Raw genomic sequence first — 13,806 nt, 5'->3', positions numbered from 1 at the left:
CCCCCCTAGCGTTGCGCAGGAACAGGGGGATCGGTTTCGGCGTCATCGGCGCGGTTTCCAAGGGCAAGGCCTCTGCCATTGCGCTGACGATCATGCGCAGTTCCTGCTGCGTTTCGCCTCTGGCATGCCGGGCGGCATCGCGGCCAGCCGCGTCCAGGCGGGCTGCACGATGGGCCTGACCCATAAAGTCGTGGGCACCGGGGGCGGGGTGCGGTTCGATCAGGAACGCTGGGCGGAACTGCACTTCCATGATGCGCGCGATCCCAGGGGGCGGCCAGGGTTCCGCACCATTCTGGCCGTGCCGGGGCATGCGGTGAGCGCCGCAGCCATTTCCGGCGCAACGGTCGCGCATCTGGTCAATCCTGTCTCCGCTTGCGGCGCGGCTTGGCGCGCGCCGGTCGTCGGCCGCCGACGCGCTGTCCGACGATCTGGACGGCATCGTCGTCTGTTCCTCGGCCGACAGCCATGCCGACCTGCTGCTTGCGGCCAGCGAACGCGGGCTGGCGGTGTTCTGCGAAAAGCCGATCTCGCTGGACTGGCTAACCGTCGCGCGCATCACCGACGCGGTCGAGGCGTCGGGCATCCGCTGCATGCTGGGGTTTCAGCGCCGCTATGGCCCGAACTTCCGCGCGGTGCGGGACCGCATCGCCTCGGGGCAGGCCGGGCGGCTGGAGCAGCGGGTGATGCACACCCGCGACCCCGGCCCGCCGCCCATCGATTATGTCCGCCAGTCGGGCGGGATGCTGCGCGACCAGGCGATCCACGATTTCGATCAGGCCCGCTGCATATGCGCCGAGGAGATCGCCACCGTCCATGCCGTCGGCAATTGCCAGATCGACCCGGCCATCGGGGCTGCGGGCGACATCGACACGCTGGCGGTGACGATGCTGACCGAATCCGGCCGCATGGTCACGATGACCAACAACCGCCGCAGCCCTCTGGGATACGACCAGCGGCTGGAGGCGCATTGCGCCGCCGAGGTTCTGTTCATCGACAACCGCCCGCAATCCGATGTCCGCGTCAGTGGGCCTGCGGGCCAGTTGACCGCGGCGCCGATGGATTACTTCATCGCCCGCTTCGACGGGGCCTATCGCGCCGAGATGGCGGCCTTTGCGGCTTGGCTGAACGGCGGCCCCGCCCCCTTGGCCGGGATCCGCGACGGCTACGAGGCGCAGCGTCTGGCCGAGGCCGCCTTGCGGTCCATCGCCACCGGCCAGCCGGTCGATCTGCGCGGCGGCTGGCAGCCTTGACGCGTCCCCGCATGATGTGAAACCGTCACATCTCTGACGGATTACATCATGCACGGGGAACCCGATGCGCCGCCCCACCATCGCCGATCTGGCAAAAGAAGCCGGCGTCAGCCTGGCCACCGCCGACCGCGTGCTGAACGGCCGCCTCAAGGTGCGCGAGGAAACCGCCCGACGCGTGCAAGAGGCCGCGCAGCGCATCGGATACCACGGCGCCAACGCGATCCGCGCGCGGCTGATGGCGGCACTGCCCGAACGGCATTTCGCGCTGATCCTGCAAAAGGAACGCCATCCCTTCTATCAGGACTTCGCCCGGCTGTTTCAGGACCATGCGGCGTCCGTCACCTCGCACCGGATCCGCGTCACGGTGCGCTTTGCCCAGTCCACCCTGCCGGGGGAACTGGAACAGCTGCTGAGATCGCTGGCGGGCAAGGTCGATGCGGTGGCGGCAACCGGGCTGGATCACCACAAGATCACGGCGGCGGTCGGCGACCTGCGCGCGCGGGGCATTCCGACCTTTTCGCTGTTGTCCGATTTCGCGCAAGGCGTGCGCGAAAGCTATGTCGGGACCAACAACATCAAGGTCGGTCGGTCGGTCGGCTGGCTGATTTCAAGGATCGCTCGGCGCCCCGGCAAGGTCGCGGTGTTCATCGGCGGGCACAGGTTCCACGGCCACGAACTGCGCGAGACCGGCTTTCGCAGCTATTTCCGGGAATATGCGCCGGAATTCGACCTGTTGAACCCTCAGGTCAACCTGGAAACGCGGCAACTGACCCACGAGGCCGTAACCGAACTGCTGGAACGGCATTCCGACCTTGTGGGGATCTATTGCGCGGGCGGTGGGATGGAAGGCGCCATCGCCGCGCTGCGCGAACTGCGCAAGCCCGGCGACGTGGCGCTGATCGTCAACGAACTGACCCCCGACACGCGCGAGGCGTTGCAGGACCGCACCCTGGCCGTCGTCATCAGCACGCCGCTGCGGCAGGTCTGCGAGGAAACCGTCGCCCTGATGATCCAGGCCTGCGACCACGGCATGGCCGACAATCCCGGCCAGCGGTTCCTGCCGTTCCAGATCTGGACGCCGGAAAGCCTCTGAAAGTGATGTGAAACCATCATTGCGGGCATCATTTTGCATCACGAATGATGGTTTCACGGGCCACGGGATGATTGACCGGCCGACCTACATCGGTGATCTTGCCCCTGCGACACCCTGAGGAGACGTGTCGCCGCCCGCCAAGACCGGCCGTGACCGAAACCCCGCATTCGCCGGGTTGACCGTGCGCACCCCGATGTCTGGCGCGGGTCAACGAACAAGGTGCCAATGCACCATCAGTGGAGGACTGAGAATGAAGCGACTGCTGACGGCAACCGCGATCTGCGCGGTGATGGCTGGTTCCGCCCAGGCCGAGAATATCGGCGTGTCGATGGCACTGTTCGACGACAACTTCCTGACCGTTCTGCGCAACGGGATGCAGGACCATGCCGCCACCCTGGACGGCGTGACCTTGCAGATCGAGGATGCCCAGAACGATGTCGGCAAACAGCTGAACCAGATCCAGAACTTCGTCGCCTCGGGCGTGGATGCGATCATCGTGAACCCGGTCGACACCGACGCCACCGTCGCCATGTCGCAGGCCGCCGCCGATGCGGGGATCCCGCTGGTCTATGTCAACCGCGAACCCGTGAACGTGGACACCCTGCCCGAAAAGCAGGCCTTCGTCGCGTCCGACGAAAAGGAATCCGGCACGTTGCAGACCCAGGAAATCTGCCGGCTGCTGAAGGAGGCCGGCAAGACCGAGGCCAAGGCCGTCGTGCTGATGGGCGAATTGTCGAACCAGGCGGCGCGGATGCGCACCCAGGACATCAAGGACGTGATCGCCACGCCCGAATGCAGCTTCATCCAGATCGTCGAGGAGCAGACCGCCAACTGGTCGCGCACCCAGGCCGCCGACCTGATGACCAACTGGATCACCTCGGGTCTGGAATTCGACGCGGTGATTTCCAACAACGACGAAATGGCCATCGGCGCGGTCCAGGCGCTGAAATCGGCGGGCATGTCGATGGACGACCTGATCGTCGGCGGCATCGACGCGACCCAGGACGCGCTGGCGGCGATGGCGGCGGGCGACCTGGACGTGTCGGTGTTCCAGAACGCGGCGGGCCAGGGCCAGGGCGCGGTGGACGCGGCGCTGAAACTGGCGCGCGGCGAGGCCGTGGACACCAAGGTCTATGTGCCCTTCGAACTGGTCACGCCCGCGAACCTGGCCGATTATCAGGCCAAGAACTGAACCCACGCGCCGGGGCGGTTCGGCGCCCCGGCATCCCTTCCCAGGCCAAAGGACAGGTGATGGTCAGTCCCAGGACGGCCGCGGCGATCGACCGCGTGAAGACTACGATCGACCGCGAAGGCGTGTTGTCGATCAGCGGCATCCGCAAGGAATTCCCCGGCGTGCTGGCGCTGGACAACGTGCAGTTGCGCATCCGCCCCGGCACGGTCCATGCCCTGATGGGCGAGAACGGCGCGGGCAAGTCCACGCTGATGAAGATCATCGCCGGGGTCTATCAGCCCGACGCGGGCGAGATCCGGCTGCGCGGCCAGGTCGTCGCGCTGAAATCGCCGCTGGACGCGCTGGAACAGGGGATCTCGATGATCCACCAGGAACTGGCGCTGATGAACTGGATGACGGTGGCTGAAAACATCTGGATCCGCCGCGAACCCACGAACCGCCTGGGCCTGATCGACCACGCGAAGATGGCGCAGATGACCGCCGATCTGTTCGCGCGGCTGAACATCGGGCTGGATCCGACGGTTCAGGTGTCCGAACTGACGGTCGCGCAAAAGCAGATGGTCGAGATCGCCAAGGCCGTGTCGCACAATTCCGACGTGCTTATCATGGACGAACCGACATCCGCGCTGACCGAACGCGAGGTCGACCACCTGTTCGCCATCATCCGCGACCTGCGCGAACGCGGCATCGGCATCGTCTACATCACCCACAAGATGAACGAGCTGTTCGAGATCGCCGACGAATTCACCGTCTTTCGCGACGGCAAGTACGTGGGCACCCACAACGCGTCCGACGTGACGCGCGACGACATCATCCGCATGATGGTCGGGCGCGAGATCACCAACATGTTCCCCAAGGTCGATTGCCCCATCGGCGGCACGATCCTGGAGGTGCAGAACCTGACCCTGCCCGGCGTCTTCCACGACGTGTCCTTTTCCCTGCGGCGGGGCGAGATCCTGGGCCTGGCGGGTCTGGTCGGGTCCAAGCGGTCGAACGTGGCCGAGGCGCTGTTCGGTGTCCACCCAGCCGAATCCGGCCGGATCCTGATCGACGGGGCCGAGGTCTCTATCAAGACCCCTGCCCAGGCGATGGCGCACGGCATGGCCTTCCTGACCGAGGACCGCAAGGAAACCGGCTGCTTCCTGACGCTGGACTGCCTGGAAAACATCCAGTCCGCGCTGATTACCCGCAGCCATGTCAGGAACGGCTTCGTCCAGCAGCGCGAGGTGAATGCCCTGGCCGAGGACATGGCCCGCACCCTGCGCGTCAAGACTCCGAACCTTCAGGAAACGGTGGAAAACCTGTCGGGCGGCAACCAGCAGAAGCTGCTGATCGCCCGCTGGCTGCTGACGAAACCCCGGATCCTGATCCTGGACGAGCCGACCCGCGGCATCGACGTGGGCGCGAAATCCGAAATCCACCGCCTGATTACCGAACTGGCCGCGCAGGGCGTGGCGGTCCTGATGATCTCGTCCGAACTGCCCGAGGTGCTGGGCATGTCCGACCGCATCATGGTCATGCACGAGGGCCATGTGTCGGGCTTCCTGAACCGCGACGAGGCGGATCAGGTCAAGATCATGTCGCTTGCGGCGAAGTAAGGGAACCATCCTCATGAGCAGCCAAGACATTTCCGCCAGCCGCGCCGCCCGTCCGCAGCGCCGCCTGCCGACCGAGGTCAACATCCTGCTGGTGCTGATCGGCATCGCCCTGGTGTTCGAGATCCTGGGCTGGATCTTCCAGGGCCAGTCCTTCCTGTTTTCCTGGAACCGGCTCAAGATCATGATCCTTCAGGTCTCGGTCATCGGCATCATCGCCGTGGGGGTCACGCAGGTCATCATCTCGGGCGGGATCGACCTGTCGTCGGGATCGGTGGTGGGCGCGGTCGCCATGGTGGCGATGTCGTTCGCCCAGGTGTCCACCTATGCCCGCGCGGTCTATCCGGGCCTGACCGACCTGCCGATGATCGTGCCCCTGCTGATCGGCCTTGGCTGCGGGGCCGTCGTGGGCCTCATCAACGGATGGCTGATCGCCTATACCAAGATCCCGCCCTTCATCGCCACGCTGGGCACCATGGTCACGGTGCGCGGGTTCGCCAAATGGTACACCAAGGGCCAGCCGGTCAGCTTTCCGACCGAAGGCTTTGCCTGGATCGGCAGCGGCATGATGCCGGTCGTGATCTTCATCCTGGTCGCGGCGATCTTCCATGTGGCGATGAAATACACCCGCTATGGCAAGTTCACCTATGCCATCGGCGCCAACGCCCAGGCCGCGCGCGTGTCGGGCATCGATGTGGAACGCCACTTGGTCAAGGTCTATGTGATCGCCGCGATGCTGGCCGCCCTGGCCGGGATGGTGGTGGCGGCGCGCGGCCAGACCGCGCAGGCCGGGATGGGGCTGGCCTATGAACTGGACGCCATCGCCATGGCGGTGATCGGGGGCGTGTCGCTGAACGGCGGGCGCGGGTCGATCCTGGGGACGGCCATCGGCATGGTGATCTTCGGGGTCATCATCTCGGGCTTCACCTTCCTGCGGCTGGACGCCTATTACCAGGAAATGATCAAGGGCGCGATCGTCGTGGCCGCCGTGGTGGCGGACGTTCACCGCCAGCGAAAGCGCCGGAAGGCCTGACCCCGCGCGGCCCGGCATCGGGCCGTCCCGGCACCCCACCATCATGACGGAATCCTGACCATGACCAGACTGACCGCCTCTACCGCGCTGTGCCTGTCACTGGCCGCCCCGGCCTGGGCCGACACGCAGATCGGCGTCACCATGACCTCGTTCGACAACCCGTTCCTGACGATCCTGCTGGACGGCATCCGGTCCGAGGCCGCAAAGACCGAAGGCGTCACCCTGTCGGTCGAGGATGCCCAGCTGGACGTGGCCAGACAGTTGAACCAGGTCCAGAACTTCGTGGCAAACGGGGTCGATGCGATCATCGTGAACGCGGTGGACGGCGACAGCACCGCCGCGATCACCGCCGCCGCGACCGGGGCGGGCATTCCGCTGATCTATGTGAACCATCCGCCCGCCGAACTGGAAACCGGAATGTCCGAGGGCACCGGCTATGTGGGTTCCCAGGAAACCGACGCGGGCCGCCTGGAGGCCACCGCCGTCTGCGCCGCGCTGAAGGGACGCGAGAATCCCAAGGCCGTGATCCTGATGGGTCCGCTGGAAAACCGTGCGGCCCTGGTCCGCACCCGGATGGTCGAGGAAGCCTTTGCCCGGCCGGATTGCGCGGTGGAAATCGTTGAAAAGCAGGTCGCCAACTGGAACCGCGTCCAGGCGCAGGATCTGGTCACGTCCTGGATGACCGCCGGTCTGGAATTCGATGCCATCGTCGCCAACAACGACGAAATGGCCATCGGCGCGGCCCAGGCCCTGGCGGCCACCACTGGCAAAGGCGACATCGTGATCGCGGGCATCGACGCCACCGCCGACGGTCTGGCCGCGATGGAAGCGGGGCAGATGGACGTGACCGTTTACCAGAACGCCACGGGCCAGGGCGGGCAGGCGGTGAAAGCCGCCGTCGCCGCAGCGGGGGGCGAAACCATCGAACCCGAACACTGGATCCCGTTCGAACCCGTGACGCCCGACAACATCGCCGATTACCGGAAGTAAGCGGTGCCGCCGGGCGGGGCGCGTCTCCTCCTCCCCGCGCCTTGCCCGGCTTTTTCAGACAAGACACAGGATCTCCCATGCGCATCGCCATCGACCCCTTCATGCACCGCCACCTGCCGCTCGAGGCGATCCCCGCCAAGGTCAAGGAGCTTGGCTATGACTGGATCGAGCTGTCTCCGCGCGGCGATTTCCTGGAATGGTTCAAGGCGCCCCGTGTGTTCCCCGACCGCATCAAGGCGTTGAAACAGGCGCTGAAGGACGCGGATGTGGGCATCGCATCCCTGCTGCCCATGTATCGCTGGGCCAGCCCCGACGAGGCCGAACGCCAAGCCGCCGTCAAGCACTGGAAGCGCGCCATCGAGATTGCGGTCGAATTGGGCGTGGACACGATGAACAGCGAATTCGGGCGCGGCCCCCACCCCGACAAGGGGTCATGTTACTGCTGCCACACCGGGTCGATGATCGAGGCCTGCGAGGACGCCTGGTGGCGATCGATGGAGGAGCTGGTCCCGATCCTGGAGCGCGAGGGCATCCAGCTCAACGTCGAACCCCATCCCGAGGACTGGTGCGAAACGATCCAGCCCGCCCTGGACATCATTCGCACGGTGAATTCGAAACGCGTGAAATTCTTGTATTGCGCGCCGCACACCTTTTATTTCGGGGACGACACGGTGGCGATGCTGCGCGAATCCGCCGACGTGCTGGCCCATGTCCATGTGGGGGATACCTTCAACCACAAGGCGTCCAGCGGGTTGCGCTATATCCTGAACCCGCCGGGCACGCAGGCCCGCGTGCACCAGCATCTGAACATCGGCCAGGGCGAGGTGCCGTGGGACGATTTCTTCGGCACACTGGCCGCCATCGGTTTCGACGGCATCATGACCGCCTGCGTCTTTGCCTGGGAGGACCGCGCCGACCACTCGGGCCGCTTCATGCGCACCGAAATGCAGAAATACATCGATCAATATTGGAAGGAAGGTTCCAGGAAATGACCGTCAGAATTGGTGTCATCGGCACCGGAGCCATCGGCCGCGACCATGCTCGCCGCATCAATCAGGTGCTGTCCGGCGGCACCATTACCGCGCTGTCGGACGTGAACCGCGCCTCGGCCGAGGCGGTCCGCGCCGACATCGCACCCGACGCCACCGTGTTCGACACGGGCGAGAATCTGATCGCCAGCCCCGATGTGGACGCGGTTCTGGTCACGTCCTGGGGCGCCACGCACCAACAATACGTGCTGGCCGCCATCGCCGCCGGCAAGCCCTGCTTCTGCGAAAAGCCGCTGGCCACCACCGCCGAAGGCGCGAAACGCATCGTCGATGCCGAGGTGGCGCACGGCACCCGCCTGGTGCAGGTCGGCTTCATGCGCCGTTACGACGAAGGCTATGTCGCGCTGAAGGCCGCATTGGCCCAGACCGGCGCGCCGATCATGGTCCATGCCGCCCACCGCAACCCCTCGGTCCCCGAGGCCTATACCACCCCCATGGCGATCCACGACACGCTGATCCACGAGATCGACGTTTTCCGCTGGCTGCTGGATGACGACTATGTGTCCGCCCGCGTGACCTTTCCCCGGTCCTGCGCGCGCACCCATGCGAAACTGCGCGATCCGCAGATCGTGACGCTGGTGACGGCCAAGGGCGTGGTCATCAACACCGAGATTTTCGTCAACTGCCATTACGGCTATGACATCCAGTGCGAGGTTGTGGGCGAGGATGGCGTGGCGTCCCTGCCCGAACCGATGGCGATCAAGATGCGCCTGAACGCCAGCCTGCAAAATCCGATCCTGACTGACTGGAAGGACCGCTTCGTGGCATCCTATGACGTGGAATTGCAGGATTTCCTGAAGGCTGCCGCGCAGGGCACGGCATCTGGCCCGACCTCGTGGGACGGCTACATGGCCGCCGTCGCGTCCGACGCCTGCGTTCAGGCGCAGGAATCCGAGGGCCAGGCCATTGCCATCGCCCATCCCGACCGTCCCGCCCTTTACGCCCAAGGCTGACCCATGCGCTTTGCCCTGAACCACATCGCCGCGCCGAACTTGTCGCTACCCGATTTTTTCACTGCTGCCGGCGAGCTTGGCGTCACCGCCGTCGAGATTCGCAACGACCTGCCCGACGTGCTGTCCGCGTGGGATCCCGCCCAAGTGAAGGCCGAGGCCGAGGAGGCCGGCGTGACCATCGTGTCGATCAATGCCCTTTATCCCTTCAACGTCTGGGGGGGCGACCTGCCCGCGCGCGCCGAGGCGATGGCCGATTACGCCGCCGCCTGTGGCGCCAAGGCCCTGGTGATGTGCCCCCTGAACGACGGCACGAAGGTCTCCTTCGATAGCCTGGTCGGCGCGCTGGCGGCCATGAAGACGATCCTGGACACGCGCGGCCTGACCGGGCTGGTCGAACCGCTGGGCTTCCCGATCTCGTCCCTGCGCACCAAGGCCGAGGCGATCCGCGCCATAAAGGCGGCAGGGGGCGAGGGCACCTACAGGCTGATGCACGACACCTTTCATCATCATCTGGCCGGGGAAACCGAATTCTTCCCGGACTGGACCTGGCTTGTCCACATCTCGGGCGTGACCGACCCGGACGTTGCGGTGGACGCCATGCTGGACGCGCACCGGGTGCTGGTAGACGACGCGGACCGGCTGGAAAACGTGGCCCAGATCCGGGCGCTGCTGGACGCGGGCTATGACGGCCCGTTCAGCTTCGAACCCTTCGCGTCCAAGGTTCACGACGCCGCCGATCCCAAAGGCGCGCTGAAGACCAGCATGGCCTTCGTTTCCGCGCAGCTTTGATCCCAAAGACAAGGACCGATCCGATGACCAAATCCCTTGACCTTCTCACCATCGGCCGCAGTTCCATTGACTTGTATGGGGCGCAGGTGGGCGGGCGGCTGGAGGACATGGGGTCGTTCCGCAAGTATATCGGCGGCAGCCCCACGAACATCGCCTGCGGCACCGCGCGGCTGGGATTGCGGTCCGGCCTCATCACGCGGGTGGGCGACGAACACATGGGCCGCTTCATCCGCGAGCAACTGGTGCGCGAAGGGGTGGACGTGCGCGGCGTTGTGACCGACCCCGACCGGCTCACGGCCCTGGTGATCCTGGGGATCCGCGACCGGGAACAGTTCCCGCTGATCTTCTATCGCAGCGACTGCGCGGACATGGCGCTGTGCGAGGACGACATCGACGAATCGCTGATCGCGGACGCCCGCGCGGTGCTGGCGACGGGGACGCATCTGAGCCATCCGCGGACGGAAGCGGCCGTCATTAAGGCGTTGAACCTGGGCCGCAGGCACGGGGCGCGGACGGCGCTGGATATCGACTATCGCCCGAACCTGTGGGGGCTGGCGGGGCATGGCGACGGGGAAAGCCGCTTCGTGGAAAGCGCGGCCGTCACCGCCCGGCTGCAAGCGACGCTGCACCTGTTCGACCTGATCGTGGGGACCGAGGAGGAGTTCCACATCGCGGGCGGCACCACCGACACGGTCGCCGCGCTGCGGGCGGTGCGGGGGGTTTCGGATGCTACCCTGGTCTGCAAGCGGGGTGCGGCAGGGGCGGTGGCCTTTACCGGCGCCATCCCCGACACACTGGACGAAGGCGAGGCCGGGCCGGGCTTCCCGATCGAGGTCTTCAACGTGCTGGGCGCGGGCGACGGGTTCTTTTCAGGGCTGATGAAGGGCTGGCTGGACAACGAGCCGTGGCCCAAGGCCCTGGAATACGCCAATGCCTGCGGGGCGCTTGCGGTGTCCCGCCACGGCTGCACGCCCGCCTATCCCAGCCTTGCGGAACTGGAGTTCTTCCTGCGGCGCGGCGTGGTGCGGCCCGACTTGCGCAACGATCCCGAACTGGAACAGGTCCACTGGGCCACCAACCGCCACCGGCGCACCGGCGGCGACTGGACCACGATGCGGGTCTTTGCCTTCGACCACCGGATGCAGCTGGAACAGATGCCCGGATACACGCCGGAACGGGGCGGCGCCTTCAAGGAATTGTGCCTGAAGGCCGCGTTGCAGGTGCAGGCGGGCCAGCCGGGCTATGGCATCCTGTGCGACAACCGCATCGGGCGGGATGCGCTGCACGCGGCATCGGGCACGGGGCTGTGGATCGGGCGGCCCGCCGAATGGCCGGGGTCGCGGCCCTTGGAACTGGAACCGGAACTGGGCCTCGACTGCGGCGGGCTGGAAGGCTGGGCGCGCGAGAATGTGGTCAAGGTTCTCTGCTTCTGCCACCCAGGCGACGACGCGGCGACGCGGGCCGCGCAAGAGGAAACCGTCAAGCGCTTGTTCCAGGCCGCGCGCCGCAACGACCTGGAGTTCCTGCTGGAGATCATCCCGTCCAAGGTCGGCCCGGTCGATAACGAAACGACCGCCACCCTGATCCGGCAGTTCTATGCGGCGGGCGTGTATCCCGACTGGTGGAAGCTGGAGCCGATGACCGAAGGGGTGGCCTGGCGCAAGGCCATCGCGGCCATCGAGGAGAACGACCCCCACACCCGCGGCATCGTTGTCTTGGGCCTGGACGCGCCCGAGGCCGAGTTGTCGGACAGCTTTGCCGTGGCCGCCGCCTTTCCGCTGGTCCGGGGCTTTGCCGTGGGCCGCACCATCTTCGGCGCGGTGGCGCGGGCCTGGCTGGACGGCGACCTGACCGACGACGAGGCCGTCGCGGAAATGGCCCGGCGCTACGGCCGTCTTTGCGCCGTCTGGGACCGGGCGCGGGCAAGCGCGCGGGTGGCGGCATGAACCGGATCCTGACCGGCGGGCGCGCCCCGCGACGGCTGAACATGCAAGAGGTGCTGGGATGAGCGCAACGATCCGCCTGACGGCCGCGCAGGCCATGGTCCGCTGGCTGTCGGTGCAGATGACCGAAGACGGCGAACGCTTCATCGAAGGCTGCTGGGCGATCTTCGGCCATGGCAACGTCGCGGGCCTGGGCGAGGCGCTGCACGGGATCGGCGACGCCTTCCCGACCTGGCGGGGCCAGAACGAACAGACCATGGCGCATGCGGCCATCGCATTCGCCAAGGCAAGCGCGCGCCGCCGCGCGCAGGCCGTGACCGCCTCGATCGGGCCGGGGTCCACCAACATGGTGACGGCAGCGGCGCTGGCCCATGTGAACCGCCTGCCGGTCCTGCTGATCGCGGGCGATGTCTTCGCCAGCCGCCGTCCGGATCCGGTCTTGCAGCAGGTCGAGGATTTCGACGACGGCACGGTATCGGCCAACGACTGCTTCCGCCCGGTGGTGCGCTACTTCGACCGCATCCAGCGGCCCGAGCAGCTGCTGACCGCGCTGCCCCGCGCCCTGCGGGTGATGACCGATCCGGCCAACTGCGGCCCGGTGTGCCTGGCCTTCTGCCAGGACACGCAGGCCGAGGCCTGGGACTGGCCCGAGGCGTTCTTCGCGCCCCGCGTCTGGCGCATCCGCCGCCCCGAACCCGATGCCCGCGAACTGGCGCAGGTGGCCGGCCTGATCCGCGCCGCCAAACGCCCGGCCATCGTCGCGGGCGGAGGCGTGGTCTATTCCGGGGCCGAGGCCGCGCTGTCCGATTTCGCCGCCCGCCACGGCATTCCGGTGGCGGAAACGCAGGCGGGCAAATCGGCCCTGGCGCAGGCCGATCCGATGAACTTCGGCGCCTCGGGCGTGGACGGGTCGGCCGCCGCCAATGCCGTGCTGCGGGATGCGGATCTGGTGATCGGGGTGGGCACGCGGTTGCAGGACTTCACCACCGGCTCGCGGACCCTGTTCGCCCCCGATGCCCGGCTGGTGTCGATCAACGCGCAGCCCTATGACGCGGCCAAGCATGGCGCGGTGTCGCTGGTGGCGGACGCGCGCGTGGCTTTGGAGAAGCTGACCGCGATGCTGGGCGATCACAAGGTAGACTTCAATCCCGCCCCCCGCGCCAACTGGCTGGCCGCCGTGGATACCCATTGCGCGGCCCCCGCGCCCGGCAACGACCTGCCCACCGACGCCCAGGTGATCGGCGCCGTGCAGCGCGCGGCCCCTGGCGCCATCGCCATGTGCGCCGCCGGCACCATGCCCGGCGCGCTGAAGCTGCTGTGGCAGCCCGCCCAAGGCGGCTACCACATGGAATACGGCTATAGCTGCATGGGGTACGAGGTCGCGGGCGCCATGGGGATCAAGCTGGCGGCTCCCTCCCGCGAGGTGGTCTGCTTCGTGGGCGACGGCAGCTACATGATGGCCAATTCGGAACTGGCGACGGCGGTGATGCGCCGTATCCCCTTCACCGTCGTGCTGACCGACAACCGCGGCTACGGCTGCATCAACCGGTTGCAGCAGGTCTGCGGCGGGGCGGAATTCAACAACATGTATGCGGACTGCAACGTCGCCGATCAGCCCCGGATCGACTATGTGGCGCATGCGGGGTCCATGGGCGCCCATGCGGTCAAGGCCGCCGGCATCGCCGACCTCGAGGCGCAGATCATCGCGGCACGGGGGCGAAGCGTCCCCACGGTGATCGTCATCGACACCACCGCCAAGGACGGCCCGGCCACGGGTCTGGACGGGGGCCTGACCGATCAGGCGGGCCACTGGTGGGACGTGGCCGTCCCGGCCGTGGGCGCGACGGACAGGCTGCGCGACGCCTATCAGACCTATCTGGAAAACGCCGCCCGCGCGCGGCTGGTGAACTGAAAGGACC

At 66.8% G+C, this 13,806-nt stretch carries 11 protein-coding genes; all 11 read left to right on the top strand.

Annotated elements, in window-relative coordinates; all coding sequences use genetic code 11:
• Nucleotides 1-350 precede the first annotated feature (350 nt).
• The 11 genes from CHB77_RS09570 to iolD all read left to right on the top strand — a co-directional run bounded on the left by CHB77_RS09570 (nucleotide 351) and on the right by iolD (nucleotide 13,799).
• Nucleotides 351-1,250, top strand: coding sequence for a Gfo/Idh/MocA family protein (locus CHB77_RS09570; protein WP_089387980.1), 900 nt, complete (start codon nucleotides 351-353; stop codon nucleotides 1,248-1,250).
• Between the two features lie 64 nt (nucleotides 1,251-1,314).
• On the top strand, nucleotides 1,315-2,343 hold the full coding sequence (locus CHB77_RS09565; protein WP_089387979.1) for a LacI family DNA-binding transcriptional regulator: 1,029 nt from the start codon (nucleotides 1,315-1,317) through the stop codon (nucleotides 2,341-2,343).
• A 250-nt stretch (nucleotides 2,344-2,593) separates the two neighbouring features.
• Nucleotides 2,594-3,535 (top strand): sugar ABC transporter substrate-binding protein, encoded by a 942-nt coding sequence (locus CHB77_RS09560; RefSeq protein ID WP_089387978.1) that lies wholly within the window; start codon nucleotides 2,594-2,596, stop codon nucleotides 3,533-3,535.
• A 59-nt stretch (nucleotides 3,536-3,594) separates the two neighbouring features.
• Nucleotides 3,595-5,133, top strand: coding sequence for a sugar ABC transporter ATP-binding protein (locus tag CHB77_RS09555; RefSeq protein WP_089387977.1), 1,539 nt, complete (start codon nucleotides 3,595-3,597; stop codon nucleotides 5,131-5,133).
• 13 nt (nucleotides 5,134-5,146) lie between these two features.
• Entirely contained in the window at nucleotides 5,147-6,163 is a 1,017-nt protein-coding gene (locus tag CHB77_RS09550) for an ABC transporter permease (protein ID WP_089387976.1), read from the top strand.
• A gap of 60 nt (nucleotides 6,164-6,223) precedes the next feature.
• Entirely contained in the window at nucleotides 6,224-7,153 is a 930-nt protein-coding gene (locus CHB77_RS09545) for a substrate-binding domain-containing protein (protein WP_089387975.1), read from the top strand.
• A 77-nt stretch (nucleotides 7,154-7,230) separates the two neighbouring features.
• Nucleotides 7,231-8,145 carry a sugar phosphate isomerase/epimerase family protein gene (locus CHB77_RS09540; protein ID WP_089387974.1) on the top strand — a complete coding sequence of 305 codons (915 nt, stop codon included), beginning with the start codon at nucleotides 7,231-7,233 and terminating at the stop codon, nucleotides 8,143-8,145.
• Nucleotides 8,142-9,155 (top strand): Gfo/Idh/MocA family protein, encoded by a 1,014-nt coding sequence (locus tag CHB77_RS09535; RefSeq protein WP_089387973.1) that lies wholly within the window; start codon nucleotides 8,142-8,144, stop codon nucleotides 9,153-9,155. Before CHB77_RS09540 ends, CHB77_RS09535 begins: the two co-directional genes overlap by 4 nt.
• Nucleotides 9,156-9,158: 3 nt before the next feature.
• A complete protein-coding gene (locus CHB77_RS09530; RefSeq protein ID WP_089387972.1) occupies nucleotides 9,159-9,944 on the top strand; it encodes a TIM barrel protein in 786 nt (261 codons plus the stop codon).
• A gap of 23 nt (nucleotides 9,945-9,967) precedes the next feature.
• The gene (locus tag CHB77_RS09525) at nucleotides 9,968-11,890 is read left to right on the top strand and encodes a bifunctional 5-dehydro-2-deoxygluconokinase/5-dehydro-2-deoxyphosphogluconate aldolase (RefSeq protein ID WP_089387971.1); all 1,923 of its coding nucleotides are present in this window, start codon (nucleotides 9,968-9,970) and stop codon (nucleotides 11,888-11,890) included.
• 58 nt (nucleotides 11,891-11,948) lie between these two features.
• Complete coding sequence (iolD, locus tag CHB77_RS09520; RefSeq protein ID WP_089387970.1) at nucleotides 11,949-13,799, top strand: 3D-(3,5/4)-trihydroxycyclohexane-1,2-dione acylhydrolase (decyclizing); 1,851 nt, start codon at nucleotides 11,949-11,951, stop codon at nucleotides 13,797-13,799.
• Nucleotides 13,800-13,806: the final 7 nt, after the last annotated feature.

Source organism: Paracoccus sediminis (assembly GCF_900188295.1).
Taxonomy (GTDB): Bacteria; Pseudomonadota; Alphaproteobacteria; order Rhodobacterales; family Rhodobacteraceae; genus Paracoccus; species Paracoccus sediminis.
This window is presented reverse-complemented; position numbering and strand designations above follow the sequence as displayed.

Excerpts from the sequence above, each read along its gene's own strand:
- CHB77_RS09565 (WP_089387979.1), top strand. The coding sequence starts at position 1,315 with ATGCGCCGCCCCACCATCGCCGATCTGGCAAAAGAAGCCGGCGTCAGC.
- CHB77_RS09560 (WP_089387978.1), top strand. The coding sequence starts at position 2,594 with ATGAAGCGACTGCTGACGGCAACCGCGATCTGCGCGGTGATGGCTGGT.
- CHB77_RS09555 (WP_089387977.1), top strand. The coding sequence starts at position 3,595 with ATGGTCAGTCCCAGGACGGCCGCGGCGATCGACCGCGTGAAGACTACG.
- CHB77_RS09550 (WP_089387976.1), top strand. The coding sequence starts at position 5,147 with ATGAGCAGCCAAGACATTTCCGCCAGCCGCGCCGCCCGTCCGCAGCGC.
- CHB77_RS09545 (WP_089387975.1), top strand. The coding sequence starts at position 6,224 with ATGACCAGACTGACCGCCTCTACCGCGCTGTGCCTGTCACTGGCCGCC.
- CHB77_RS09540 (WP_089387974.1), top strand. The coding sequence starts at position 7,231 with ATGCGCATCGCCATCGACCCCTTCATGCACCGCCACCTGCCGCTCGAG.
- CHB77_RS09535 (WP_089387973.1), top strand. The coding sequence starts at position 8,142 with ATGACCGTCAGAATTGGTGTCATCGGCACCGGAGCCATCGGCCGCGAC.
- CHB77_RS09530 (WP_089387972.1), top strand. The coding sequence starts at position 9,159 with ATGCGCTTTGCCCTGAACCACATCGCCGCGCCGAACTTGTCGCTACCC.
- CHB77_RS09525 (WP_089387971.1), top strand. The coding sequence starts at position 9,968 with ATGACCAAATCCCTTGACCTTCTCACCATCGGCCGCAGTTCCATTGAC.
- iolD (WP_089387970.1), top strand. The coding sequence starts at position 11,949 with ATGAGCGCAACGATCCGCCTGACGGCCGCGCAGGCCATGGTCCGCTGG.